The sequence below is a fragment of the Streptomyces sp. BL1 genome (assembly GCF_057628045.1).
Genome location: NZ_JBXYWZ010000002.1, coordinates 3728022 through 3753165, shown reverse-complemented (window position 1 = coordinate 3753165; position 25144 = coordinate 3728022). Strand labels below are relative to the sequence as shown.

The window sequence follows — 25144 nt, the reverse complement described above, 5'->3', positions numbered from 1 at the left end:
TAAGTGATTGAATGCCTCTGCGGCCGCCGATCCGTCCCCGCCTCGGCCGGGAGGCTTGGGGCGGACGACTCGATAGCAAGGTGCTGGAGGATCCGTGGACCTGTCCCTGTCGACCCGGACCGTTGGCGATCGGACGATCGTCGAGGTCGGTGGCGAGATTGATGTATACACCGCGCCCAAGCTGCGCGAGCAGCTGGTCGAGCTAGTGAATGACGGCAGCTACCACCTCGTTGTGGACATGGAAGGCGTCGACTTCCTGGACTCCACCGGTCTCGGTGTGCTGGTCGGAGGGCTCAAGCGGGTGCGTGCCCACGAGGGCTCGCTGCGCCTGGTCTGTAACCAGGAGCGCATTCTCAAGATCTTCCGTATTACCGGTCTGACCAAGGTGTTCCCCATCCACGGCTCGGTCGACGAGGCCGTGGCGGCCACCGACTGACATTCCATGGGCCCGGCGGCAGATCCGCCGGGCCCATGGCCGGACCGGACGCGAGGCCCGGGCTCCCCAGCCCGTCCCGTGAGTGATCGAGCAGGACCGAGGGGGTTGGCATGGCCACCGTGGAACTCCGCTTCAGCGCACTGCCTGAGCACGTGCGTACGGCGAGGCTGGTGGCCGCCGCCGTGGCACGCCGGGCCGGAGTGGACGAGGCCGTGCTGGACGAGGTGCGGCTGGCGGTGGGCGAGGCGTGTACGCGCGCCGTCGGTCTGCATCTGAGCCATGGCGTGGAGAGCCCGGTGCGGGTCGCGCTGATCGAGGAGGAGAAGAAGTTCTCCATCGAGGTCGGCGACGAGGCCCCGCCCCTGACGCAGTCGGCCGGCCGGTCCGAAGACCGGGGCGTCGAGGGCCTGTTGGTGCCGGGCGCGCGCAACGGACACGGCGGTGCCGGTGCGGACGACGACGAGGCGGACGGCGAGATGGGTCTCGCCGTGATCAGTGGTCTCGTCGACGACGTGGAGGTCACCTCCGACGAGAACGGCGGGGTCATCCGTATGACCTGGCCCGCCGCGCCGGAGCCCGTGCTCCCCTGAAGCTGAATCCGGGCCCCGTCCGGCCCGGCACGACGTACAGAAGGCCCCCAGCCGTTCCCGGCTGGGGGTCTTTTCGTGAGAAATGATCTGCTTTTTCACCCCGCCGGCGGGCGCGGCTTTACGGCGTCAGCTTATTTGTAAAGCTCCCTCGTGCGGGCGAATTATCGGAGCAGAATTTTCCTGATCTCCCCTGTCACAGCCGAATTGGCAGTGCTGCGCCCTGTTTTGATCTGGAGCGGCTCCATACAATCCGTCCACATCTTCGCAGCAGGAGCCGAGGGCACTCCGCTCGCCCCTGCCCCCGACGTCAAGGAGGACGAATGGCGGGGCAACTCACCCCAGTTCAGGACCCTCAGTATCTGGCCGACGCCGTACTCACCAGCGCCAACAGAGGGCTGGTCATCGTGATCGCAGTGGTCGCGCTGGCGGCACTGGGCGTCGCACTGGTGCTGGTACGTCAAGTGCTCGCCGCGGGCGAAGGCACCGACAGCATGAAGAAGATCGCAGCTGCCGTGCAGGAAGGCGCGAACGCCTACCTCGCACGGCAGTTGCGTACGCTCGGCGTTTTCGCCGTGGTGGTGTTCTTCCTGCTCATGCTGCTGCCGGCCGACGATATGAACCAGCGACTGGGACGATCGATCTTCTTCCTGGTCGGTGCGGTTTTCTCGGCGGCCACCGGCTATATCGGAATGTGGCTCGCGGTGCGCAGCAATGTGCGTGTAGCGGCTGCGGCGCGTGAGGCGACACCGGCGGAAGGAGAGCCGGAAAAGGATCTCACCATGGTCTCGCACAAGGCCATGAAGATCGCTTTCCGTACGGGCGGTGTGGTCGGCATGTTCACCGTCGGCCTCGGACTGCTCGGCGCGGCCTGCGTGGTGCTGGTGTACGCGGCCGACGCGCCCAAGGTGCTGGAGGGCTTCGGCCTCGGCGCCGCGCTCATCGCGATGTTCATGAGGGTCGGCGGCGGCATCTTCACCAAGGCCGCGGACGTCGGCGCCGACCTCGTCGGCAAGGTCGAGAAGGGCATCCCCGAGGACGACCCGCGGAACGCGGCCACCATCGCCGACAACGTCGGGGACAACGTCGGCGACTGCGCCGGCATGGCGGCCGACCTCTTCGAGTCGTACGCGGTCACCCTGGTGGCCGCGCTGATCCTCGGCACCGCCGTGTTCGGCGACGCCGGTCTGGCGTTCCCGCTGATGGTGCCGGCGATCGGCGTCATCACCGCGATGATCGGTGTGTTCGCGGTGGCGCCGCGGCGTTCCGACCGCAGCGGCATGACCGCCATCAACCGCGGTTTCTTCATCTCCGCGGTGATCTCACTGGTGCTGGTCTCCGTGGCCGCGTACGTCTATCTCCCCTCCAGCTACGCCGACTTGAACGGTGTGGCGGGGGACAACGCCAAGGAGGTGCTGGGTCACTCGGGCGACCCGCGGGTGCTGGCCATCGTGGCGGTGGCCATCGGCATCGTGCTGGCCGCCGTCATCCAGCAGCTGACGGGCTACTTCACGGAGACCACGCGGAAGCCCGTACGGGACGTCGGCAAGACCTCGCTCACGGGGCCGGCGACCGTCGTGCTGTCGGGCATCTCGCTCGGGCTGGAGTCGGCCGTCTACACGGCGCTGCTGATCGGCCTGAGCGTGTACGGGGCCTTCCTGCTGGGCGGCGGCACGGTGATGCTCGCGCTGTTCGCCGTGGCGCTGGCCGGCACCGGCCTGCTGACCACCGTCGGGGTCATCGTGGCGATGGACACCTTCGGCCCGGTCTCCGACAACGCGCAGGGCATCGCCGAGATGTCCGGCGACGTCGAGGGCGCGGGCGCCCAGGTGCTCACGGACCTGGACGCGGTCGGCAACACCACCAAGGCGATCACCAAGGGCATCGCCATCGCCACGGCGGTGCTCGCGGCGTCCGCGCTCTTCGGGTCGTACCGCACGGAGCTCGGCCACGCGCTGACCGACGCGGACCAGAGCGCCGGGAAGATGCTGGAGCTCCTGGACATCGCCCAGCCCAGCACGCTGGTCGGGCTGATCTTCGGCGCCGCGGTCGTCTTCCTGTTCTCCGGGCTCGCGATCAACGCCGTGTCCCGGTCGGCGGGTTCGGTGGTGTACGAGGTGCGCCGCCAGTTCCGGGAGAAGCCCGGGATCATGGACTACAGCGAGAAGCCGGACTACGGGCGCGTCGTCGACATCTGCACCAAGGACGCGCTGCGCGAGCTGACCACACCGGGGCTGCTCGCCGTGCTGGCACCGATCTTCGTCGGCTTCACCTTCGGGGTCGGCGCGCTGGCCGCGTTCCTGGCGGGCGCGATCGGCGCGGGCACGCTGATGGCGGTCTTCCTGGCCAACTCCGGCGGTGCCTGGGACAACGCCAAGAAGCTCGTCGAGGACGGGCACCACGGCGGCAAGGGAAGCGAGGCGCACGAGGCCACGATCATCGGCGACACGGTCGGCGACCCGTTCAAGGACACCGCGGGCCCGGCCATCAACCCGCTGCTGAAGGTGATGAACCTGGTCGCCCTGCTGATCGCTCCGGCGGTCGTGCAGTTCAGCTACGGGGACGACAAGAGCGTGCTGGTCCGGCTCGTGGTCGCGGCGCTGTCGATCGCGGTCATCGTCGGCTCGGTGTACATCTCGAAGCGGCGCGGCATCGCGGTGGGTGACGAAGACCACGCGGAAAGAACGGCGAGCCCGGGTGATCCGGTGACGGCTACCTGACCACCCGACGGGAAATCAGAACATAGCGGACCAAGCGGTCCCAATTCCCGGGCGGGCGAGGCGCGTTGGCGCTTCGCCCGTCCGTTCTTCGTGTGACGGATGTCCCAGAATGAGGCGCCGCGGAACCGGTGCGCTTTTAGTGCAAATGGCTGCAATCATGGACAGATGGTCCGTACGAGTCGCCGTCGACACCCTGTGGGCGTGTATGTTCCGGGCCGAACAGCCATGGAAGGGACCGATCCGGTGAACAAGAAGCTTGCGGCTGCACTGTCCGGCGGTGCGGTACTCGTACTCGCGCTGTCCGGTTGCAGCGACGACAGTGCGGAAAAGACGGACGCGTGGGCCAAGAAGGTCTGCGATCAGGTGGGGCCACAGGTCACGAAGATCAACAAGGCGAACGCCTCCATGGATGCGGCATCCAAGGACAAGAAGAAGTCGGCGAAGGAAGTCCAGAAGACCGACTCGGCCGCCTTCCAGCAGATCTCCGACGCGTACAAGTCGCTCGGCAGCGCGGTCGACAAGGCGGGCGCCCCGCCGGTCGACAACGGCTCGAAGCTCCAGAAGGACGCCGTGAAGGAGCTCGACACCCTGTCGACGAAGTACGGCGACCTGAAGAAGCAGGTCGACAAGCTCGACACCAAGGACTCGGCGAAGTTCGCCAAGGGCCTGCGCGGTCTCGCGCCCAAGCTGGACGAGCTGGGCAAGAGCGGCGACAAGGCACTGCAGAAGCTGCAGTCCGGTGACGTCGGCAAGGCGATGGCGAAGCAGGAAGGCTGCAAGCGGCCTTCTCCGAGCGCCTCCGCCGGCTCCTGACGGACCGCGCCGGCCGGCAGCCGGCGCATTCCGGCGCACAGGACGGCCGGGCAGCGGCTCGCACGAGAGCCGCTGCCCGGCCGTCGCCGTGTCGCGTGCCCCGGGGTCCGGCGGAACGCCGTCGCGTACCGCTCCGCCTCCACGGCGGCGGGACGCGACACAATGGCTGGCGTGAGTAAGAGCCAGCCCCTCCCCCAGGCAGACCCCGACCGCACCGCACGGCTCCGCGAGGCCCTGCTCGCCGCCGACTTCACCGCCGACGGCCTGCTGGAACTCCTCGGCGCGCCGGCGTACTCCGCGCTCGGCCGCAGCGAGACCGTTCCGGCCCTGCGCGCCACCCGCGGCGACAGCCCGCCGGAGACGCTGGTGCAGCTCTTCCTGCTGCAGCAGCCCGCTCCCCGCGAACAGGCCGCCGCGGCACTGCCGTTGGAGGACGCGCTCGCCGACGGCTGGCTGGTCCCGGCGGACTCCGGCGACGTACGCGCCGCCGTGGACCTGCGGCCCTACGGCGGCCCCGACGGGCAGGACTGGTGGATCGTCGCCGACCTCGGCTGCGCCGTCGGCGGCGCCTCCGGCAGCGCGGCCCGTCAGGAGGACGTCGTGCTCGGGGTGGGCGGCGCGTCCACCACCCTCGCCGGGATCACCGTCCGTACGCCCGTGGCCCGGGCCCTCGACCTCGGTACGGGCTCCGGCATCCAGGCCCTGCACGCGGCACCGCACGCCACACGTGTCACGGCCACCGACGTGAACCCCCGCGCACTGGAGTGCACCCGGCTCACGCTCGCGCTCTCCGGGGAGCAGCCGGCCGATCTGCGGGAGGGTTCGCTCTTCGAGCCGGTGGCGGACGAGGCACCCTACGACCTGATCGTGTCGAACCCGCCGTTCGTCATCTCGCCCGGCGCGCGTCTCACGTACCGCGACGGCGGGATGAGCGGCGACGACATGTGCCGCACTCTCGTCGCGCAGGCCGCCGACCATCTGGCGGACGGCGGCTACTGCCAGCTGCTCGCCAACTGGGAGCACCAGGACGGCGAGGACTGGCGCGACCGGGTGAAGTCCTGGGTGCCGCGCGGCTGCGACGCGTGGATCGTGCAGCGCGAGGTGCAGGACGTGCACCAGTACGCCGAACTGTGGCTGCGCGACGCGGGCGACCACCAGTCCGGCGCCGCCGAGTACGACGCCCGGTACGACGCCTGGCTGGACGAGTTCGAACGGCGCGGCACCCGGGCGGTCGGCTTCGGCTGGATCACGCTGCGCAAGACGGCGGACGAACACCCTTCGGTTGTCGCCGAGGAGTGGCCGCACCCGGTCGAGCAGCCGCTCGGCGACGTGATCCAGGGGCACTTCGAACGTCAGGACTTCCTCCGCTCCGTGGACGACGCGGCCCTGCTCCAGTGCCACTTCACGCTCGCCCCGGAGGTCGTGCAGGAGCAGGTCGGGCTGCCCGGCGCCGAGGACCCGGAGCACGTCGTGCTGCGCCAGAACCGCGGGATGCGCCGGGCGACGACCGTCGACACGGTCGGCGCGGGCTTCGCCGGCGTGTGCGACGGTTCGCTGTCCGCGGGCCGGATCCTGGACGCCATCGCCCAACTCGTGGACGAGGACCCGGTGGTGCTGCGCGAGCGCACCCCCGAGGCCATCAGGCTGCTCGTCGAACAGGGCTTCCTGCTGCCCGTCGAGGGACTCGGCGGCAACTGACCCGCCGTCAACCCGCCGTCAAGGGAAGCCGTTCACCCGCAGTTCGTACGGGCGACGGCCGCCGGTGCCAGGGTGCGCCCCATGGAGAGTGCACCCGCTGTCTTCGCCGGTTCGGTCCTCGCGCTGTTCGGGGCCGGACTGCTGCTGTGGCTCACGGTACGTACACGGTCCGGCCGGCCCGTCGCGGAAGGGCCGGCCGGATCCGCCGGAACGCGTCCCGGGACGATCGCCGTACTGACCGGACTTTCCGGGGTGATTTCCCTCATGACGGGTGTCTGGCTGCTGCTCTCCGGCTGAGCCGGGGCCGGTCTCCGGAAGCGGCGCGGCCGGATACGCGGCCGGGTTCCCGGTGCGCACCGGGCGGCAGGATGGATGGTTGTCGGGTTACCGTTCGAGTGGCGTTGCGGACTTTTACCGTTTGACACGGGGGCGGGATGTACCGTCACACTCCGCAGCGACACCGATGCCGTACGCCCACAGCCAACCGGAGAGAAGAGCAGAAGTTGTCCCCGACCAGCGAGACCGCAAACGGCGGGCGTCGACTCGTGATCGTCGAGTCGCCCGCCAAGGCCAAGACGATCAAGGGCTATCTCGGTCCTGGCTATGTGGTCGAAGCCAGCGTCGGGCACATCCGTGACCTGCCGAACGGTGCTGCTGAGGTCCCCGCCAAGTACAAGGGCGAGTCCTGGGCGCGCCTCGGCGTCAACGTGGATCACGACTTCGAGCCGCTCTACGTGGTGAACAGCGACAAGAAGGATCAGGTCAAGAAGCTCAAGGAGCTGCTGGCCGAGTCCGACGAGCTCTACCTCGCAACGGATGAGGACCGCGAGGGCGAGGCCATCGCCTGGCACCTCCGCGAGGTGCTGAAACCCAAGGTCCCGGTGCGCCGGATGGTCTTCCACGAGATCACCAAGGACGCCATCCAGGACGCGGTGCGGCAGCCCCGTGAGCTGAACCAGCGGCTGGTCGACGCGCAGGAGACCCGCCGCATCCTCGACCGTCTCTACGGCTACGAGGTCTCGCCCGTGCTGTGGAAGAAGGTCATGCCGCGGCTGTCGGCGGGCCGTGTGCAGTCGGTGGCGACGCGGCTCGTGGTCGAGCGGGAGCGCGAGCGGATGGCGTTCCGCTCCGCCGAATACTGGGACCTCACCGGAACGTTCGCGACGGGGCGGGCGGGGGACGCCTCGGACCCGGGGACGTTCGGCGCCAAGCTCGCGACGGTCGACGGCAAGCGCGTCGCGCAGGGCCGCGACTTCGGTTCGGACGGGCAGCTGAAGAGCCCCGACCAGGTGCTGCACCTGGACGAGGAGAACGCCCGGGCGCTCGCCGCCGCGCTGACGGACACTCAGTTCGCCGTCCGCTCGGTCGAGTCCAAGCCGTACCGCCGCTCGCCGTACGCCCCGTTCCGTACGACGACGCTGCAGCAGGAGGCCAGCCGCAAGCTGGGCTTCGGCGCGAAGCGCACCATGCAGGTGGCACAGAAGCTGTACGAGAACGGCTTCATCACCTATATGCGTACGGACTCCACCACGCTCTCGGACACCGCCATCACCGCGGCCCGTACGCAGGTGACGCAGCTGTACGGGGCGGACTATCTGCCGGACAAGCCGCGTGTGTACACCGGCAAGGTGAAGAACGCGCAGGAGGCGCACGAGGCGATCCGCCCCTCCGGCGACAGCTTCCGCACCCCGGCCCAAACGGGCCTGAGCGGCGACGAGTTCCGGCTGTACGAGCTGATCTGGAAGCGCACCGTCGCCTCGCAGATGAAGGACGCCACCGGGCACTCGGTGACCGTCCGGGTCGGCGGCGCGGCGAGCGACGGCCGGGACGCCGAGTTCAGCGCCACCGGCAAGATCATCACCTTCCACGGCTTCCTCAAGGCGTACGTCGAGGGCTCCGACGACCCCAACGCCGAGCTGGACGACCGCGAGCGGCGGCTGCCGCAGGTGAACGAGGGCGACGCGCTGACGGCCGAGGAGATCTCGGTCGACGGGCACGCGACCAAGCCCCCGGCCCGCTACACCGAGGCCACGCTGGTCAAGGAGCTGGAGGAGCGGGAGATCGGGCGTCCCTCGACGTACGCCTCGATCATCAGCACCATCCTGGACCGGCGGTACGTCTTCAAGAAGGGCACCGCGCTCGTCCCCTCCTTCCTCTCCTTCGCCGTGGTCGGCCTGCTGGAGAAGCACTTCGGCCGCCTCGTCGACTACGACTTCACCGCGAAGATGGAGGACGACCTCGACCGGATCGCCGCCGGTGACGCCGAGTCGGTGCCGTGGCTGCGGCGCTTCTACTTCGGCACGGGCGAGGAGGGCATCGACCCGGCCGCCCCCTCCTCCGGGTCGGCGGCTTCCGCCGCGGACTCCGGCAACGGCGACGGCGACCACCTGGGCGGGCTGAAGGAGCTCGTCTCCGACCTGGGCGCCATCGACGCCAAGGGCATCTCGTCCTTCCCGGTCGGCGAGGGCATCACGCTGCGCGTCGGCCGCTACGGCCCGTACGTGGAGGGCCCGCCCGACAAGGAGGGCGAGGCCGGTCAGCGCGCCGATGTGCCGGACGACCTGCCGCCGGACGAGCTCACCGTCGAATACGCCAAGGAGCTGCTGGCCAAGCCCAGCGGCGACTTCGAGCTGGGCACCGACCCGGAGACGGACCGTCCGATCGTCGCCCGCGACGGGCGCTACGGGCCGTACGTCACCGAGGTGCTGCCCGAGGGCACGCCGAAGACCGGCAAGAACGCGGTCAAGCCGCGTACCGCCTCGCTCTTCAAGTCCATGACGCTGGACACCGTCACGCTGGAGCAGGCGCTGAGGCTGCTGTCCCAGCCGCGTGTCGTGGGCACCGACCCCGAGTCCGGTGAGCAGATCACCGCGCAGAACGGGCGGTACGGCCCGTACATGAAGAAGGGGACGGACTCCCGCTCGCTGGAGGAAGAGGAGCAGATCTTCACGGTCACGCTGGAGCAGGCGCTGGAGATCTACTCCAAGCCGAAGCAGCGTGGCCGGGCCGCGGCCAAGCCGCCGCTGAAGGAGCTCGGCACCGACCCGCAGACCGAGAAGCCGGTCGTGGTGAAGGACGGCCGCTTCGGTCCGTACGTGACCGACGGCGAGACCAACGCGACGCTGCGGCGGGACGACGAGGTCGAGTCGATCACGCCGGAGCGGGGCTTCGAACTCCTCTCGGAGAAGCGGGCCAAGGGGCCGGCGAAGAAGACCGCGAAGAAGGCGCCGGCCAAGAAGACGGCCGCGAAGAAGGCTCCGGCGAAGAAGACGGCGGCGAAGAAGACCACCGCCAAGAAGACCGCCGCGAAGTCCACGGCCGCGAAGAAGACCACGGCCAAGAAGACGGCCGCGAAGAAGTCGACGGCGAAGAAGACCGCCGCGAAGTCGGCGGCCTCCTCCGAGGAGTCCGGCTCCGAGCAGTAACGGAGCCGCGCGGGCAACTCCCGTGCGGGTCCCGGCCGTTGGACGTCCTCGTGACGTCCGGCGGTCGGCATCCCGTACGGGAGAGCCACGCGAATCTCACAAATCCCACGGGGCCCGCCAGTTTGTCGGAGCACCGGCACAACAGCCCAGCTGCTGGCTATACGCTGGCAGGATGACGCGTGCAGAGCAGCCAACGGGCGTGACCCCGCCACCCGACGAAGCACTCGCCGCAGAAGCCCGGGAAAGTGCTGTCGGCGCACTGCTGCGCTACCCGCCGCTGCGGCGGCTGTGGAGCGCCCAGCTGACCGGCGCGATCGGCGACGCACTGGGCCTGCTGGTCCTGGTGCTGCTGGCCCTGCAGGCAGTGACAGTGCAGGGCGCCGCAGGCGAACAGCTCCTCGGCGGTGGTTATCGCGGCCTCGCGCTGGCCGTCACCGCGGTGTTCGGGCTGCGGCTGCTGTCCACGCTGCTCTTCGGCGCCGTCCTGCTCGGTCCGCTCACGGCGCTCGTCGCCCCCGGCAAGGGGTTCCTCGACCGGCGCTGGACCATGTTCGGCGCCGACGTGCTGCGTGCGCTCGCGCTGATCGTCGCCCCGCTGTGGATCGACTGGACGCCGGGCAACGCCTTCACGCTCATCCTGGTGACCGTCTTCGTCACCGGCATCGCCGAGCGCTTCTGGACCGTGGCCAAGGACAGCGCGGCCCCCGCTCTGCTGCCGGCCGCGCCCCCCGAGGGCGACGCCGTACGCCCGCTGCCCGACCACCACGACGCGCTGCGCCGGCTGTGGCTGCGCACCAGCTTCCTCTCGCTGCCCGTCGCCGCCGCCGGACTGGTCGTGGTCTCGCTCATCAGCAATCTGCTGGGCGCCGGCATCGACTGGTTCCACACCCACCAGGCGGCCCTCGGCTCGTACGTGGCGGCCGGACTGTTCGCCGCCGCGCTGTCCGTCGTCTACTTCCTGGAGCTGCCCGACTCGGCGGCGCCGCGCCCCCGTTCACCCCTGGAGGGGCTGCGCCGGCCCAAGTCGGCCGACGGCGCCGGCCCGGACAAGGGCCGTACGGGAGCGGTCCCGCTGCTCGTGCTCGCCTGCGGAACGGTCGCCGGCGCGGTCTCCGCCGCCGTCGCGCTCGCGCCGCTGCACGCCGCCGATCTGCACGGCGGTCCCGTCGGGTTCGGGCTGCAGGTGCTCGTGCTGACCGGCGGCACCGCCGCCGGCATCAAGCTCGCCCCCCGCGTACTGCCCGGCCTGTCCCGCCGCCGGCTGCTGGCCCTCGCGCTGGCGCTGACCGGCATCGCGCTGCTCGCCTCCGGCCTCGTCGCCGACCCGGCCACCGTCCTCGCGCTGGGCCTGCTCGCCGGGCTGTCGGCGGGCGTCGCCGCGCACACCGGGCACAGCCTCCTGGACCAGGAGAGCGAAGCCGCCCGCCGGCCGCGGATGACGGAGCACCTGCAGGCCGTCGTCCGTACGGTCATCGCCGTGTGCGCGCTCGTCGGCCCCGCGCTGGCCGCGCTGATCGGCCATCACCGGGTGCAGCGCGGCTCGTTCGTCTTCGACCACGGCGGCGCGGCGTTCGCGCTGATGCTCGTCGGCGCGCTGCTGCTGCCCGTCGCCGCGTTCGTGCTCAGCCGTACGGACGACCGGCACGGCGTCCCGCTCCGCCGGGACCTGCGCGAGGCCTTCGGCGGCGGCAATCCGAAGCAGGCCACCGCGGCGAGCGGCTTCTTCATCGCCCTGGAGGGCGGCGACGGCGCCGGCAAGTCCACCCAGGTCGAGACCCTCGCCGAGTGGATCCGCAACAAGGGCCACGAGGTCGTCGTCACCAAGGAGCCCGGCTCCACGCCGATCGGCAAGCGGCTCCGGTCGATCCTGCTCGACGTGTCCTCGGCCGGCATCTCCGACCGCGCGGAGGCGCTGCTGTACGCGGCGGACCGCGCGGAGCACGTCGACACCGTCGTACGGCCCGCGCTGGAGCGCGGCGCCGTCGTCATCTCGGACCGCTACATCGACTCCTCCGTCGCCTACCAGGGCGCGGGCCGCGACCTCTCGCCGACCGAGGTCGCCCGGATCTCGCGCTGGGCCACCGACGGGCTCGTCCCGCATCTGACGGTGCTGCTCGACGTGTCGCCGGAGGCCGCCAGGGAGCGCTTCACCGAGGCGCCCGACCGGCTGGAGTCCGAGCCCGCCGAGTTCCACCAGCGGGTGCGGGCCGGCTTCCTGACGCTGGCCTCGGCCGATCCGGCCCGCTACCTCGTGGTGGACGGCGGCCAGGAGCCGGACGTCGTCACCACCGCCGTACGGCACCGGCTCGACCAGGTGCTGCCGCTCTCCGAGGCGGAGATCCAGGCCCGCGAGGAGGCCCGCAGGGCCGCCGAGGAAGAGGCCCGGCGGAAGGCCGAGGAAGAGGCCGCGCGGAAGGCGGAGGAAGAGCGCCAGGAGAAGGAACGCCAGGAGCAGATGGCGAAGCTGCGCGCCGAGGAGGAAGAGCGCAAGCGCCGCGAGATCGAGCTGGAGAAGCAGCGGCAGGAGGCTCAGCGCGCGGAGGAGGCCCGGCAGCGGGCCGAGGAGCAGCGCCGCCGCGAGCAGGAGGAGCGCGAGCGGCGCGAGGCCGAGGAGCGCACCCGCGCCGAGGAGATCGAGCGGCAGCGGCGGCTCGCCGAGGAGGAGGCCCGGCTGCGGGCCGAGGCCGAGGAGCGCCGGCTGGAGAAGCAGCGCAAGGCGGAGGAGGCGCTGCTGCGGGCCGAGGAGCAGCGCCGGGCGCAGCACCCCGGTGCGACGCCGGCCGCCGCGCCGGACCCGGACGGCACCGACGCGGACACGGCCCAACTGCCGCAGGTGCAGCTGCCGGAGGAGTCCGACGCGGAGCGTACGACGGTGATGCCGGCGTACAACGAGGACGAGACGACGGTGCTGCCCCAGGTCGGCGAGACCGACGGCGGGGAGGACCGTACGCGCGAGATTCCGCAGGTCGACCCCGAGACGGGGCAGCCGCCGCGGCGCCGCTCCGAGTGGGCGGAGGAGACTCCGCTGGACGACGTCCCGTCCCTGGCGGACGAGCTGCTGGGCCCGCGCGACGACGACTCCTCGGTCACCCAGGAGCAGCCCCGCCCGTACGACCCGCGCCGGGACCGCCGCGACGACGAACGCTGACGCGGTACGTCCGCGCCGCGGGCCCGGTCCCCTCCGCGGGGGCCGGGCCCGCTGTCTTCTGTGGGGCCGGACCCGGTGGGCGTTCGCTGTCAGTGGGATGGCCGACAATGGGGGTCTCCGTACGAAAGGGGACGCGGCGATGGGCGTCTGGGACGACCTGGTGGGGCAGGAACGCCCCGCGGCGCAGCTGAGCGCCGCGGCGGCGGACGCCGACGCCTTCGTCACCGCCGAGGCCGAGGAGCGCGGTTCCGCCCGCCTCTCCGGTTCCGCCATGACGCACGCCTGGCTGTTCACGGGCCCGCCCGGGGCCGGACGGGCCACCGCGGCCCGGGCCTTCGCCGCCGCGCTGCAGTGCGTCAGCCCGGACCGTTCCCTCGGCGCCGCGCCCGGCTGCGGCTTCTGCGACGGCTGCCACACCGCCCTCATCGGCACCCACGCCGACGTGGAAGTGATCCGCACCGACCTGCTGTCCATCGGCGTCAAGGAGACCCGGGACCTCGTGCGCCGGGCGCAGATGTCCCCCGCGGGCGGCCGCTGGCAGGTCATCGTGCTCGAAGACGCCGACCGGCTCACCGAGGGCGCGGGCAACGTCCTGCTGAAGGCCGTCGAGGAGCCCGCGCCGCGTACGGTGTGGCTGCTCTGCGCGCCGTCCACGGAGGACGTGCTGCCGACGATCCGGTCCCGCTGCCGCCATCTCGCCCTCCGTACGCCCCCGGTGGACGCCGTCGCCGACCATCTGGTCCGGCGGGACGGCATCACACCGGACATGGCGGCGTACGCGGCGCGCGCCACCCAGGGCCACATCGACCGTGCCCGCCGGCTGGCCACCGACGAGCGGGCGCGGGCCCGCCGCGAAGCGGTGCTGAAGCTCCCGGCGCGGGTGCACGACGTGGGCGCCGCGCTGAAGGGCGCCCAGGAGCTGATCGACGCCGCGGGGGAGGACGCCAAGCAGGTCGCGGAGGAGCTGGACGCCAAGGAGACCGAGGACCTGCGCGCGGCCCTCGGCGCCGCCGAGGGCAAGCGCATGCCGCGCGGCACGGCGGGCGCCATGAAGGAGCTGGAGGACAAGCAGAAGCGCCGCGCGACCCGTACGCAGCGGGACTCGCTCGACCTCGCCCTCACCGACCTGACGGCGTTTTACCGGGACGTGCTGGCCCGCCAGTTGGGCTCCGGCGTGGCCCTCGCCAATGCCGAGGCGGCGGATGTGGTGGCCCGCATCGCGGACGGCTCGCGCCCCGAGCAGACGCTGCGCCGGATAGAGGCGGTGCTGGACTGCCGGCGTTCCCTGGACCGCAACGTCGCCCCGCTGCTCGCGGTCGAGGCGATGACCATGGCGCTGCGCTCGGGCTGACGCGCCCCTCCGGCGGGTACGCTCGCCGGACCTGCCGTACACGCGCTGTAGTGCGCCGCAAAGCGAGGGATGGTCCATGGCCACCAGGCGTCGCCCGTTCCGCACCTCTTCCGCCGTGCTCGCCGCGGCCGCTCTGGTGCTGATGTCCGGCTGTTCGTCCGGGAGTCCGGGCTCGGACGCGTCCGGCGGTACGGAGCAGGGGCAGGGGCCGGGACGCAGCGAGAGCGCCATCGGCGACGCGGACGCCGCGAAGCTGAAGCCGCTGCCGGAGAAGGTGCCGGCCGCGCTCAAGCCGTACTACGAGCAGAAGCTCAGCTGGCACGCCTGCGGCTCGCAGGGCTTCCAGTGCGCGACGCTCAAGGCCCCGCTGGACTACGACAAGCCGCAGCCCGGCAAGGACCTGAAGCTCGCCGTCTCCCGCAAGCCGGCCGAGGGCGGCGGAAAGCGCCTCGGCTCGCTCATGGTGAACCCGGGCGGCCCGGGCGGCTCCGCCGTCGAGTACGTACAGCAGGCGGCCGGCGTCGGCTATCCGCAGCAGATCCGCCAGCGCTACGACCTCGTCGGCATGGACCCGCGCGGCGTCGCCGGCAGCTCGCCGGCCGTGAAGTGCCTGGACGACAAGGCCATGGACTCCTTCACGCAGACCGACCAGACCCCGGACGACAAGGGGGAGGAGGGCAAGCTGTCCTCCTCGTACGAGAAGTTCGCGAACGGCTGCGAGCAGCGTTCCGGCGACCTCCTCGGGCACGTCTCGACGGAGGAGGCCGCGCGCGACATGGACGTGCTGCGCGCGGTGCTCGGCGACAAGAAGCTCAACTACACCGGCGCCTCGTACGGCACGTACCTCGGCGCCACGTACGCCGGGCTCTACCCGAAGCGCGCCGGACGGCTCGTGCTCGACGGCGCCATGGACCCGTCCCTGCCGGCCGAGCGGGTCAACCGCGACCAGACCGGCGGATTCGAGACCGCCTTCAAGGCCTTCGCGAAGGACTGCACGGAGCAGAAGTCCTGCCCGCTCGGGAAGAAGAACGTCGCCGACGCCGGGAAGCGCATGAGCGCCTTCTTCAAGAAGCTCGACGCGAAGCCGGCCGGCACCGGCGAATCGCGGAAGCTCACCGAGTCGCTGGCCACCACCGCGGTGATCCAGGCCATGTACGACGAGGGCTCCTGGCCGCGGCTGCGCGAAGGCCTGACGAAGGCCCAGAAGGGCGACGGCTCGCAGCTGCTGGCGCTGGCCGACGAGTACTACGACCGCGATCCTGACGGCTCCTACGGCAACATCATGTTCGCCAACCCGGCCGTCAACTGCCTCGATCTGCCCCCGGCGTTCAAGGGCCCGGACGATGTGAAGAAGGCCCTGCCCTCCTTCGAGAAGGCCTCCCCGGTCTTCGGCCGCGGCTTCGCGTGGGCCGCGCTCAACTGCGGCTACTGGAAGCAGAAGCCCGCCGGTGAGCCCCACCGCATCAGCGCCGAGGGCGCCTCGCCGATCCTCGTCATCGGCACCACCCGTGACCCGGCCACCCCGTACTCCTGGGCCCGCGGCCTCGCCAGCCAGCTCTCCTCCGGCCGCCTCCTCACGTACGAGGGCGACGGCCACACCGCCTATCTGCGCGGCGGCCCCTGCGTGAACGACGCCGTCGACCGCTACCTCCTCACGGGCAAGGCCCCCAAGGACGGCACCAGCTGCAAGCCGGGCGTGTAGGAGCGCCCGACGGGCCCGCGCGGCGCCGCGGCGTACGTCACCCCGGGCCGCTGCCCACCTCGTTCGGAGCACCCCCGAACACTGTGTAGACTTGTCCGCGCTGCGGCTGCCACGCCGGTCGCACGCGGCAAGCCGCCTTAGCTCAGTTGGCCAGAGCGACGCACTCGTAATGCGTAGGTCGGGGGTTCGACTCCCCCAGGCGGCTCAGATGAGGGCCAGGTCAGGGTTTTTCTGATCTGGCCCTTTTTGTGTGGTGGGGCTGGGAGTTTTCCAGGGCGGTGAGGTGGTCGATGAGGGTGATCGCGTCGTGCGGGCCGTCGTGGCGGCGGTCGCCGATGTAGAACGTGGGGGTGCCGCCGACGCCCGAGGCGCGGCCCGTGGCGGCGTCGTCGTGGGCGCGGTGGGCGTGGACGCCGAGGCGCATGTCGCGGTCGAAGCGTTCCGTGTCGAGGCCGACGGCGGCGGCGTGGGCGAGGAGGCTGTCGTAGTCGAGCGCGTCGCTGTGGGCGAAGAGCCGGTCGTGCATCTCCCAGAACCGGCCCTGGGCCGCGGCCGCTTCGCTCGCCTCGGCCGCGGTCTCGGCGTGCGGGTGGACGTCGGTGAGCGGATAGTGCCGGAACACGTAGCGGAGCCGGTCGCCGAAGTGCCGGCGTACCTCTTCGATCGCGCCGGTGGCGCGGCCGCAGAAGGGGCACTCGAAGTCGCCGTACTCGACGAGGGTGAGCGGCGCGTCGTGCGGGCCGCGGATGTGGTCCCGTGCCGGGGCGACGGGCACCAGCAGCCGGTCCGGGCTGAACTCCCCGTCGGGGGCCCGGCGTTCGGCGCAGCGGGAGATGAGCCAGCCGGCCAGTACGGCGAGGGCGGAGGCGAGGAGGACGCCGATACGGGCATCGTTCTGCAGGACGGGGTCCTCCAGGGCGAGGTCGACGATGAACAGCGAGATGGTGAAGCCGATGCCCGACAGGGCCGCGCCGCCCGCGACTTGGGGGAGCCGCAGCCCGGACGGCAGGCTGCTGCCCGGGATCAGGCGTACGGCCAGCGCCGTGGCGCCGGTGATGCCGACCGTCTTGCCGACGACGAGCCCCAGCACGATGCCCCAGGTCAGCGGGGGCCGGAGGGCGGCGGAGAGGGTGGGCCCGTCCAGGCGTACGCCGGCGTTGGCGACCGCGAAGAGGGGGACGATGGCCAGCGTGCTCCACGGGGACCACAGCCGGTAGAGCCGCTCGTTGATGGAGACGGCGCGTTCCATGCCGAGCCGCGCGAGCCGCCCGAACTCGGGGCTGGGGGACTGCCGGAAGCGGCGGGCCATCAGCGCCGCTTCCTCCACCTCGGTACGGCGGGGCGGGTAGACGGGCATCAGCAGCGCGATGGCCACGCCCGCGATGGTGGGGTGCACGCCCGAGGCATACACGCTCAGCCAGACGATCACGGCCAGCACCAGGTACGCGGGGCCGCGCCACTGTCCGAGGCGGGCCAGTACGGCGATGGCGAGCAGCCCGCAGACCGCCGGGATCAGCGGTAGGAGCGACAGGTCCGCGGTGTAGAAGAGCGCGATGACCAGCAGCGCGCCCACGTCGTCCGCCACCGCGAGCGCCAGCAGGAACGGCCGCAGCCGGCCCGCGCTGCGCGGCACCACCAGGGCGAGCACGCCGAGCAGGAACGCGGTGTCGGTGGAGATCACCACACCCCAGGCGCCGGCTTCCGCGCCGTCCGGGTTGAGCAGCAGGAAGAGCACCGCGGGTACGGCGAGTCCCGCGAGCGCCGCCGTCAGGGGGACGCGGGCCGTACGCCGGTCCGTCAGCTCGCCCATCACCAGCTCGCGCCGTACCTCCAGGCCGACGACGAAGAAGAAGACCGACATCAGCCCGTCGTTGACCCAGTGCCGCAGGTCGAGGGAGAGCACGGCGTCGCCCCAGCGCAGCGCGACCTCGGTGTGCCAGAAGCGCGCATAGCTGTCGCCCCAGGGCGAGTTCACCCACAGCAGCGCCAGGAGCGTCGCGGCGAGCAGCAGGCCGGCGGCGAAGGTGTCCGTACCGGCGGCCGCGGCGATACGCGTGGCCGCGCGCCGGACCGGTGACGGCTTCGGGGGTGTGGCGGGGGACGCGGAGGAGCCGGTGCTCATCGGGTGATTATTGACGAGTGGAGCGGTGAGTGCCTCGTGGGTGTCTCGCGGACGGGTGCGGCTCGCGCTGTGGTCCGGCTGATTTGCGCCGTTCCCCGCGCCCCCACCGGTCAGTGGCCGTCGAGGGCCCGCAGCCGCTCCAGTTCGCGCCGGTCCCGCTTGGTCGGGCGGCCCGCGCCGCGGTCCCGCTGCGGTACGGCGGCCTTCTCCGCGCGGGGCGGCGGCGGAGGGCTGTTGTCGACGTAGCAGGTCACGGCGACGGGGGCGCCGACCCGTTTCCGTACGAGCTGCTTCACGACGACGATCCGCTCGCGCCCCGCGTGCCGCAGCCGTACCTCGTCGCCGGCCTGCAGAGCGTACGCGGGCTTCACGCGGTCGCCGTTGACGCGCACGTGTCCGCCGCGGCAGGCGGTGGCCGCCTGCGAGCGCGTCTTGGTGAGCCGCACGGACCAGATCCAGGCGTCCACCCGGACGCTGCCCCCGCCGTCTCCGCTGCCTTCGCCGCCTTCAACTGAAGCCATGGGAACGACTCTAGGACAGGCACAGGCCCGTGCCCGGATATGTGCCGGATCTGCCGGGTCTGGGGAACCGCGGACGTTGGTAGCGTGTCGTAGTCCATGAATGCGGCGTGCCGCCCGGCCCGCGCTACACAGCCGATGAGGAGTCCTCCCAGTGACCCAGCTCGCCCTAGGTCCCTCCTGGCTGGACCCGGACTACCTGATCCAGACCTTCGGGCTGATCGGGATCCTGGTGATCGTCTTCGCCGAGTCCGGGCTGCTGATCGGCTTCTTCCTGCCGGGGGACTCGCTGCTGTTCACGACCGGTCTGCTGGTCGCGACCAACCAGTATCTGCACTACCCGCTGTGGCTGGTGTGCCTGCTGATCGTCGTGGCCGCCGTACTGGGCGACCAGGCCGGATATCTCTTCGGACGCAAAGTCGGCCCCGCGCTGTTCAAGCGTCCCGACTCGCGGCTCTTCAAGCAGGAGAACGTCGAGAAGGCGCACGAGTTCTTCGAGAAGCACGGCGCCAAGTCCCTGGTCCTGGCCCGGTTCGTGCCGATCGTACGGACCTTCACGCCGATCATCGCCGGCGTGAGCCGCATGCGGTACCGCAGCTTCGTGACGTTCAACGTCATCGGCGGTCTGCTGTGGGGCGCGGGCGTCACCCTGCTCGGCGCCGGGCTCGGGCAGATCGCCTTCGTACGGGACAACATCGAGGCGATGCTCGTCCTCATCGTGCTGCTCTCGGTGATCCCGATCGTCATCGAGTATCTGCGGGCCCGCTCCAAGAACGCGAAGGCCGCGAAGAACGGCGGGAACGGGACGGCGCAGGCCGCGGGCCCCGGCACGGGCGGCCCCGGTACGCCGGAGCCCCCGGCCCAGGGAGGCCGGGGGCGCCACGCGCGCCGGTAAGGACGTGCCCCGGAAGGGGCGCGGGGAACGGCGCGAACCCGGCCATGGACGCGGCCGCACCCGCCCGGCTCCCGCAACAGCGCACCCGGTCGGGCGTCCGCGGAGTCCCCACGAAGCGCTCAGCGCGCGGGCTCCGGCGCCAGTTCGGGTGTGGCGCCTTCGGCGCCATCGTCGTCGCCCCCTTCGGGGCCTCCCTTGTCGCGGCCGGGCAGGATTCTGGCCAGCCAGTGCGAGCGGCCGGCGGCCAGCGGGGCGATCACCGCGAGGATCAGCACGTAGCCCGCGATGAACGGGGACAGCCGCTCGTCGAGGTCGGCCGTCGCCGCCATCGTCGCGAGGATCAGGGCGAATTCGCCGCGGGCCAGCAGCGTCGTGGCGATGTTGGCGCTGGGCTTCGGGCCGAACCCGTACAGCCGCGCCGCGGAGATGCCGGCCAGCACGTTCATCACGATGGTCACCGCGACGGCGATCAGGACGGGGCCCGCGACCGACGGCAGGTCGCCGGGGTCGATGGACAGCCCGAAGGCGAAGAAGAAGATCGCCGCGAAGGCGTCGCGCAGCGGGTGCACCAGCTCGCGGATGCGTTCGCCGGAGGTGGTGTTGCCCAGCATCAGGCCGACCATGAAGGCGCCGATCGCGTCCGCGACGCCGAACACCTCGGCGATCCCGGACACCAGCACCGCCGCGCCGAGGAACGAGATGACCAGCAGCTCGTTGTCCTTGGTCGCGAACATCCGGCCGATGATCCGGGTGCCGTACCGGGCGGCGACGGCGAGCACCAGCAGGAAGCCGAAGGCCTTCCCGATCTGGAGCGCGGCGCTGACCATGTCGTCGGCGCCCGCCAGCACGGGCTGCAGGGCCGCCAGATAGAGCGCGAGGAAGATGTCCTCGACGACGATGATGCCCAGGATGGGCTTGGTCTCCGGACTGCCGATCCGTCCGAGGTCGACCAGCACCTTGGTGACGATCGCGGAGGACGAGATGCCCAGGACCCCGGCGAGGACCAGCGCCTCCGAGGTGCCCCAGCCCAGCAGGAAGCCGAAGGCGAGTCCGGCGCCCACGTTCAGCCCGAGATAGACCCCGCCGGCGGTGGCCATCTTCTTGCCGCCGGTCTTGAGGTCGTCCATGTGGAACTCGAGGCCGAGGTAGAAGAGCAGCAGCACCAGGCCGAGGGCCGAGAGCATTTCCAGTTCGTGCGGGTCCTCGATCAGCACGAAGCCCGGTGTGTTCGGGCCGAGCAGGATGCCCGCGAGGATGAACAGCGGGATGGTCGGCAGTCCGATGCGGTTGCCGAGCCGGGCGAGTACGGCGGCGGCCACGAAGGCGCCGCCCATGGCGAGCAGAGTGTCGGCGTGTCCCATGGTCACACCACCCCGGCTATGGAGTGTGCGGGGCGGCGCGCGAACGGGCCGGGTCTGGCGGGCGTCAGCGAGTTGATGGTTCCTCCTGTGCGTCCGGACGACCTCGGTCAAGAGAGCGTCAAGAAAGCGTCAATACTTAGCCTAGCAAACGACTTCTCACGCCTTCTGAAGACCCCGTCGGCCGCCCGGACGCACTCGCGCTACGCCTCCGTACGGCGCCCCCTGACCAGCCGCTTCAGCCACGGCCAGGCCAGCAGCAGCACGATCACGGCGTAGACCGTCGCCGCGAAGGGGGTGTTGACGAGGCCGGTCACGCTGCCGTCGCTGATCTGGAGGGCGCGGCGCAGCTGCTGTTCGGCGGACGGGCCGAGGATCACGCCGATCACCGCCGGCAGTACGGGCAGTCCGAAGCGCCGCATCATCAGCCCGAGGAGCCCCACGACGAGCAGGATCACCAGGTCGATGGCTTCGCCGCCGACCGCGTACGCGCCGATCCCCGCGAAGAAGAGGATCCCGGCGTACAGGTACGGGCGGGGGATGCGCAGCAGCTTGGCCCACACCGGGGCCAGCGGCAGGTTGAGCACCAGCAGCAGCACCATGCCGACGAACAGCGAGGCGATCAGCCCCCACACCAGCTCCGGCTCCCGCTCGAAGAGCAGCGGGCCCGGCTGGATTCCGTACTGCTGGAACGCCGCGAGCATCACCGCGGCGACGGCCGTGGTGGGCAAGCCGAGGGTGAGCAGCGACACCAGGGTGCCCGCGGCCGAAGCGGAGGACGCCGACTCGGGTCCTGCCACGCCCTCGATGGCGCCCTTGCCGAACTCCTTCTTGTGCTTCGAGAGACGCTTCTCGGTGACGTACGAGAGGAAGGTCGGGATCTCCGCGCCGCCCGCCGGGATCGCGCCGAACGGGAAGCCGATGAGCGGGCCGCGCAGCCAGGGCTTCCAGGTGCGCCGCAGATCGGCCCGGCCCAGCCACGGCGTACCGACCGGGATCGACTCCCCGCCGCCGCGCCGGAGATGGGCCGCGACCCACAGGGCCTCGCCGATCGCGAAGAGGCCGACCGCGACGATCACGACGTCGATGCCGTCCGACAGCTGGAGGCTGCCGAAGGTGAGCCGCTGCTGGCCCGTCATCTGGTCGAGGCCGACGAGCCCCAGGGTGAGGCCGATCAGCAGCGAGGCGAAGCCGCGTACTCGGGAGGAGCCCAGCACCGAGGTGACGGCGATGAAGGCCAGCACCATGATCGCGAAGTAGTCGGGAGCGCCGATGTCCACGGCCAGTTCGGCGACCGTCGGGGCAAGCGCGACCAGCAGGATCGTGCCGGCCAGGCCGCCCGTGAAGTGCCCGATGGCGGCCGCCGCGAGGGCCTGCGCGCCGCGTCCGGCCTTCGCCATCGGGTTGCCCTCGATGGCGGCGACCACCGCGGCGCTCTCACCGGGGGTGTTGAGCAGGATCGAGGTGGTGGAACCGCCGAACATCCCGCCGTAGTAGATGCCGGCGAACATGATGAACGCGCCCACCGGGTCCAGTCCGTACGTGACGGGCAGCAGCAGCGCGACGGCCATGGCCGGGCCGATGCCGGGCAGTACGCCGATGGCGGTGCCGAGGAGGACGCCGACGGCGGCCCACAGCAGATTGAGCGGCGTCAGTGCCGTACCGAAGCCGTCCATGAGGGAGTTGAGGGAATCCACTCAGATCACTCCCATCAGCGGGCCGCCCGGCAGCGGGACGCCCAGCGCGGTGTTGAAGACGAGATAGGTGAAGAGGGAGAGGGCCGCGGCGATCAGCGGGTCCCTGCGGAGGTTGCGGCTGCCCAGCGTGTACGCGGAGCCCCAGAACAGCCCCGCGCCGGACAGCGGGAAGCCGAGCGGGTCGATCAGCGCGGCGAAGGCGAGGAAGATCCCCGCGAGCAGCGCGACCGTACGCCAGTCGCCGGGCTCGGCGAGGTCCACGTCCTCGCCGCCCTCCGCCTCGCCGCGGCCGCCGCGCAGCACGTCGACGGCGAGGACGACGGCGACCAGCAGCAGCGCGCCGCCGACCACGTACGGCACGGTCTTCGGGCCGACCGGGCCGCGCTGGCCCGACACGGTGTCCATGGCGAGCGCGTCGCCCAGCACCAGCAGGCCGATCACCAACAGCAGGGCGCTGACGCCCAGTTCGGAGCGGCCGCGGAGTCTTTCGCGCAGCGTCTGCGGTGCGTCCGTCACTGTCCCAGCCCCTTCAGTACGTCGTCGACGCGCTTGTCCTGGGTCTTCAGGAAGCGGCCGTACGCGTCGCCGGTCAGATACGCGTCGTCCCAGCCGTTGGCGCGCATCGACTTCTTCCACTGCGGTGAGCGGTGCAGCGCGTCGAAGAAGCCGATCAGGCGGTCGCGTTCAGCGGGCTTGAGACCGGGGGGCGCCATGATGCCGCGCCAGTTCGTGAACTCCATGTCCACGCCGGACTCCCTGAGGGTCGGCGCGTCGAAGCCCTTGATCCGCTCGGGTCCCGTGGTGGCGAGCATCCGCAGCTCACCGGACTTGATCTGGTCGCGGTACTCGCCGATGCCGGACACCCCGAAGGCGACCTTGCCGCCGAGCACGGAGGCCAGCAGTTCGCCGCCGCCGTCGAACGGCACGTAGTTGACCTTCTTCGTGGGGATGCCCGCCTTCCCGGCCATCATCATCGGCGCGAGGTGGTCGGGGCCGCCGGCGGAGGAGCCGCCGCCGACGGGCAGGCTGCCCGGCTTCTTCTTCCAGTCGGCGAGCAGCTGCCGGAAGGTCTTGTACTTGGAGTCCTTGGAGACCACCACGATGTCCGGCTCCTCCACCAGCCGCGCGATCGGGGTGGCGTCGGCGAGGGTGGAGGGGGAGTTGTTGGTGTGCACGGCGCCGACCACGCCGAGACCCATGGACATCGTGAGCTTGCCGTTGCCGCGCTCGTTGACGAGCCGGCTCAGCCCGACGGTGCCGCCCGCGCCGGGCAGGTTGAACACCTCGATGTTGTGGTTGAGTTCGGCGTCCTCGGCGTTCTTGGCCGCTGTGCGCGCGGTGATGTCGTAGCCGCCGCCCGGGGTGTTGGGCACCATGAGGCGCAGACCGGGAATGTTCGTCCCGCTGTCGGAGCCGCTGCCCGTGGTGATCAGCGGCGGGCCGATCAGCAGGAGCAACGCAGCGCCGAGCGGGAAGAGAAGGGCTTTGAAGCGCACCCGTGTGCACCGCCTTCCGTGGCGTTCCGTTGTGGGACGCGCCACATCGTGCACAGTGGACTCCGCAGTGTCGCCCCTCGTGCACGGGGAAAAGTATTGGTCGTTGTGTACGTTGTGTTCACGGCTACGCTGCCGCCATGCTCCACCTTCGGATGATCTCGCCCGCCGCCCGCACGGATGAGCTGGTCGGCCTGCTGGAGAAGACGGTCGGGACGGCACATCTCGTGGTGATGACCGGTGCGGCCCGTGACCCGGCCGGGGACGTCGTCACGTGCGACATCGCCCGGGAGGCCGCCGACGGTCTGCTGCACAGGCTGCGCGAACTCGGCCTCGTACGCGAGGGGTCGGTCTCGGTCGAGCACATCGACCTCTCGCTCTCCGACCGGGCGGACCAGGCAGAAGTGGACGCGCCCGGCGAGGGCGTGGACGCGGTGCTGTGGGAGTCGCTGACGGGTGCCACACACGAGGAGTCCCGGCTGTCGGTGACCTATCTGGCGTTCCTCACCGTGGCGACGATGCTGGCCGCGTGCGGTGTGGTCACCGACAGCGCCATTCTGATCGTGGGTGCGATGGTCGTCGGCCCCGAGTTCGGACCGCTCGCCGGGGTGTGTACGGGGCTGGTGCGGCGCCGCCCGAAGCTGGCGGTCCGCTCCCTGCTGGCGCTGGTCGTGGGATTCGCCGTGGCGATGCTGCTGACCGGTGTCTTCGGGATGCTGATGGACGGTCTGGGGGTGTTCTCCCACGAGCAGTTCAGCAAACCGCACCCGGAGACCGCATTCATCTGGAATCCGGACAAGACCTCATTTGTGGTTGCGCTGCTCGCCGGTGTCGCCGGAATTCTCTCGCTCACCTCGGCGAAATCCGGCGCACTGGTGGGAGTGGCGATTTCGGTAACGACGGTGCCCGCTGCGGCATTTGCGGCACTGGCTCTGAGTTACACCGAATACAGCGAGATGTGGGGCGCCGTGCTCCAACTCGGCGTCAACGTCGCGGGGATTCTGCTCGCCGGTACGTTCACGCTCCTCGCGCAGAAGGCGTTCTGGGCCTGGCGCCGCGGCAGGGGCCCGGACAAGCGCTTCGCCCTGTAACGGTTAAAAGCCGTGCCGGCCCGGCCGCGGAAACGGGAGCGCCCCGCCACAGCCGGGCTGTGACGGGGCGCAACTCGCTTGCGGGGGACG

The 25144-nt window shown here is 71.1% G+C and carries 18 protein-coding genes and 1 tRNA gene; 13 read left to right on the top strand and 6 right to left on the bottom strand.

The genetic code is table 11. The annotated features are described in order from the left end of the window. Positions 1 to 94 precede the first annotated feature (94 nt). The 11 genes from bldG to AC3AGO_RS16510 all read left to right on the top strand — a co-directional run bounded on the left by bldG (position 95) and on the right by AC3AGO_RS16510 (position 16085). Positions 95 to 436, top strand: coding sequence for an anti-sigma factor antagonist BldG (gene bldG, locus AC3AGO_RS16560; protein WP_019547857.1), 342 nt, complete (start codon positions 95 to 97; stop codon positions 434 to 436). Between the two features lie 110 nt (positions 437 to 546). Then, entirely contained in the window at positions 547 to 1026 is a 480-nt protein-coding gene (locus AC3AGO_RS16555; protein WP_487820977.1) for an ATP-binding protein, read from the top strand. Positions 1027 to 1346: 320 nt separating this feature from the next. Beyond that, a complete protein-coding gene (locus AC3AGO_RS16550) occupies positions 1347 to 3743 on the top strand; it encodes a sodium-translocating pyrophosphatase (protein ID WP_487820976.1) in 2397 nt (798 codons plus the stop codon). A 243-nt stretch (positions 3744 to 3986) separates the two neighbouring features. Further along, on the top strand, positions 3987 to 4556 hold the full coding sequence (locus AC3AGO_RS16545; protein ID WP_487820975.1) for a small secreted protein: 570 nt from the start codon (positions 3987 to 3989) through the stop codon (positions 4554 to 4556). Between the two features lie 162 nt (positions 4557 to 4718). Beyond that, positions 4719 to 6254: a DUF7059 domain-containing protein gene (locus AC3AGO_RS16540; protein WP_487820974.1), complete on the top strand. Its 1536-nt coding sequence runs from the start codon at positions 4719 to 4721 to the stop codon at positions 6252 to 6254. A gap of 81 nt (positions 6255 to 6335) precedes the next feature. Next, the gene (locus AC3AGO_RS16535) at positions 6336 to 6551 is read left to right on the top strand and encodes a hypothetical protein (RefSeq protein ID WP_487820973.1); all 216 of its coding nucleotides are present in this window, start codon (positions 6336 to 6338) and stop codon (positions 6549 to 6551) included. 206 nt (positions 6552 to 6757) lie between these two features. After that, positions 6758 to 9679 (top strand): type I DNA topoisomerase, encoded by a 2922-nt coding sequence (gene topA, locus AC3AGO_RS16530; RefSeq protein ID WP_487820972.1) that lies wholly within the window; start codon positions 6758 to 6760, stop codon positions 9677 to 9679. A 172-nt stretch (positions 9680 to 9851) separates the two neighbouring features. Then, the gene (tmk, locus tag AC3AGO_RS16525) at positions 9852 to 12827 is read left to right on the top strand and encodes a dTMP kinase (RefSeq protein WP_487820971.1); all 2976 of its coding nucleotides are present in this window, start codon (positions 9852 to 9854) and stop codon (positions 12825 to 12827) included. A gap of 139 nt (positions 12828 to 12966) precedes the next feature. Beyond that, the gene (locus tag AC3AGO_RS16520) at positions 12967 to 14178 is read left to right on the top strand and encodes a DNA polymerase III subunit delta' (RefSeq protein ID WP_487820970.1); all 1212 of its coding nucleotides are present in this window, start codon (positions 12967 to 12969) and stop codon (positions 14176 to 14178) included. A 76-nt stretch (positions 14179 to 14254) separates the two neighbouring features. Further along, a complete protein-coding gene (locus AC3AGO_RS16515) occupies positions 14255 to 15880 on the top strand; it encodes an alpha/beta hydrolase (RefSeq protein ID WP_487820969.1) in 1626 nt (541 codons plus the stop codon). 131 nt (positions 15881 to 16011) lie between these two features. After that, positions 16012 to 16085, top strand: a tRNA-Thr gene (locus tag AC3AGO_RS16510). 15 nt (positions 16086 to 16100) lie between these two features. Here the strand turns inward: AC3AGO_RS16510 and nhaA are convergent. Next, complete coding sequence (gene nhaA, locus AC3AGO_RS16505) at positions 16101 to 18002, bottom strand: Na+/H+ antiporter NhaA (RefSeq protein ID WP_487820968.1); 1902 nt, start codon at positions 18000 to 18002, stop codon at positions 16101 to 16103. 110 nt (positions 18003 to 18112) lie between these two features. Continuing rightward, positions 18113 to 18625, bottom strand: a complete 513-nt coding sequence (locus tag AC3AGO_RS16500) for an RNA-binding S4 domain-containing protein (protein ID WP_487824683.1) — start codon at positions 18623 to 18625, stop codon at positions 18113 to 18115. 49 nt (positions 18626 to 18674) lie between these two features. Here AC3AGO_RS16500 and AC3AGO_RS16495 point away from each other — a divergent pair, with 49 nt between their 5' ends. Beyond that, on the top strand, positions 18675 to 19415 hold the full coding sequence (locus AC3AGO_RS16495; RefSeq protein ID WP_487820967.1) for a DedA family protein: 741 nt from the start codon (positions 18675 to 18677) through the stop codon (positions 19413 to 19415). Positions 19416 to 19534: 119 nt separating this feature from the next. Here the strand turns inward: AC3AGO_RS16495 and AC3AGO_RS16490 are convergent, their stop codons facing one another. The 4 genes from AC3AGO_RS16490 to AC3AGO_RS16475 form a co-directional block, all read right to left on the bottom strand. Further along, positions 19535 to 20749 carry a cation:proton antiporter gene (locus tag AC3AGO_RS16490; RefSeq protein ID WP_487824682.1) on the bottom strand — a complete coding sequence of 405 codons (1215 nt, stop codon included), beginning with the start codon at positions 20747 to 20749 and terminating at the stop codon, positions 19535 to 19537. Between the two features lie 227 nt (positions 20750 to 20976). Then, entirely contained in the window at positions 20977 to 22470 is a 1494-nt protein-coding gene (locus tag AC3AGO_RS16485) for a tripartite tricarboxylate transporter permease (protein WP_487820966.1), read from the bottom strand. Further along, a complete protein-coding gene (locus tag AC3AGO_RS16480; protein ID WP_487820965.1) occupies positions 22471 to 22986 on the bottom strand; it encodes a tripartite tricarboxylate transporter TctB family protein in 516 nt (171 codons plus the stop codon). Continuing rightward, positions 22983 to 23966: a Bug family tripartite tricarboxylate transporter substrate binding protein gene (locus tag AC3AGO_RS16475; RefSeq protein ID WP_487820964.1), complete on the bottom strand. Its 984-nt coding sequence runs from the start codon at positions 23964 to 23966 to the stop codon at positions 22983 to 22985. The genes AC3AGO_RS16480 and AC3AGO_RS16475 overlap by 4 nt, the downstream gene beginning before the upstream one ends. Positions 23967 to 24103: 137 nt before the next feature. Here AC3AGO_RS16475 and AC3AGO_RS16470 point away from each other — a divergent pair, with 137 nt between their 5' ends. Further along, the gene (locus AC3AGO_RS16470; protein WP_487820963.1) at positions 24104 to 25054 is read left to right on the top strand and encodes a DUF389 domain-containing protein; all 951 of its coding nucleotides are present in this window, start codon (positions 24104 to 24106) and stop codon (positions 25052 to 25054) included. Positions 25055 to 25144: the final 90 nt, after the last annotated feature.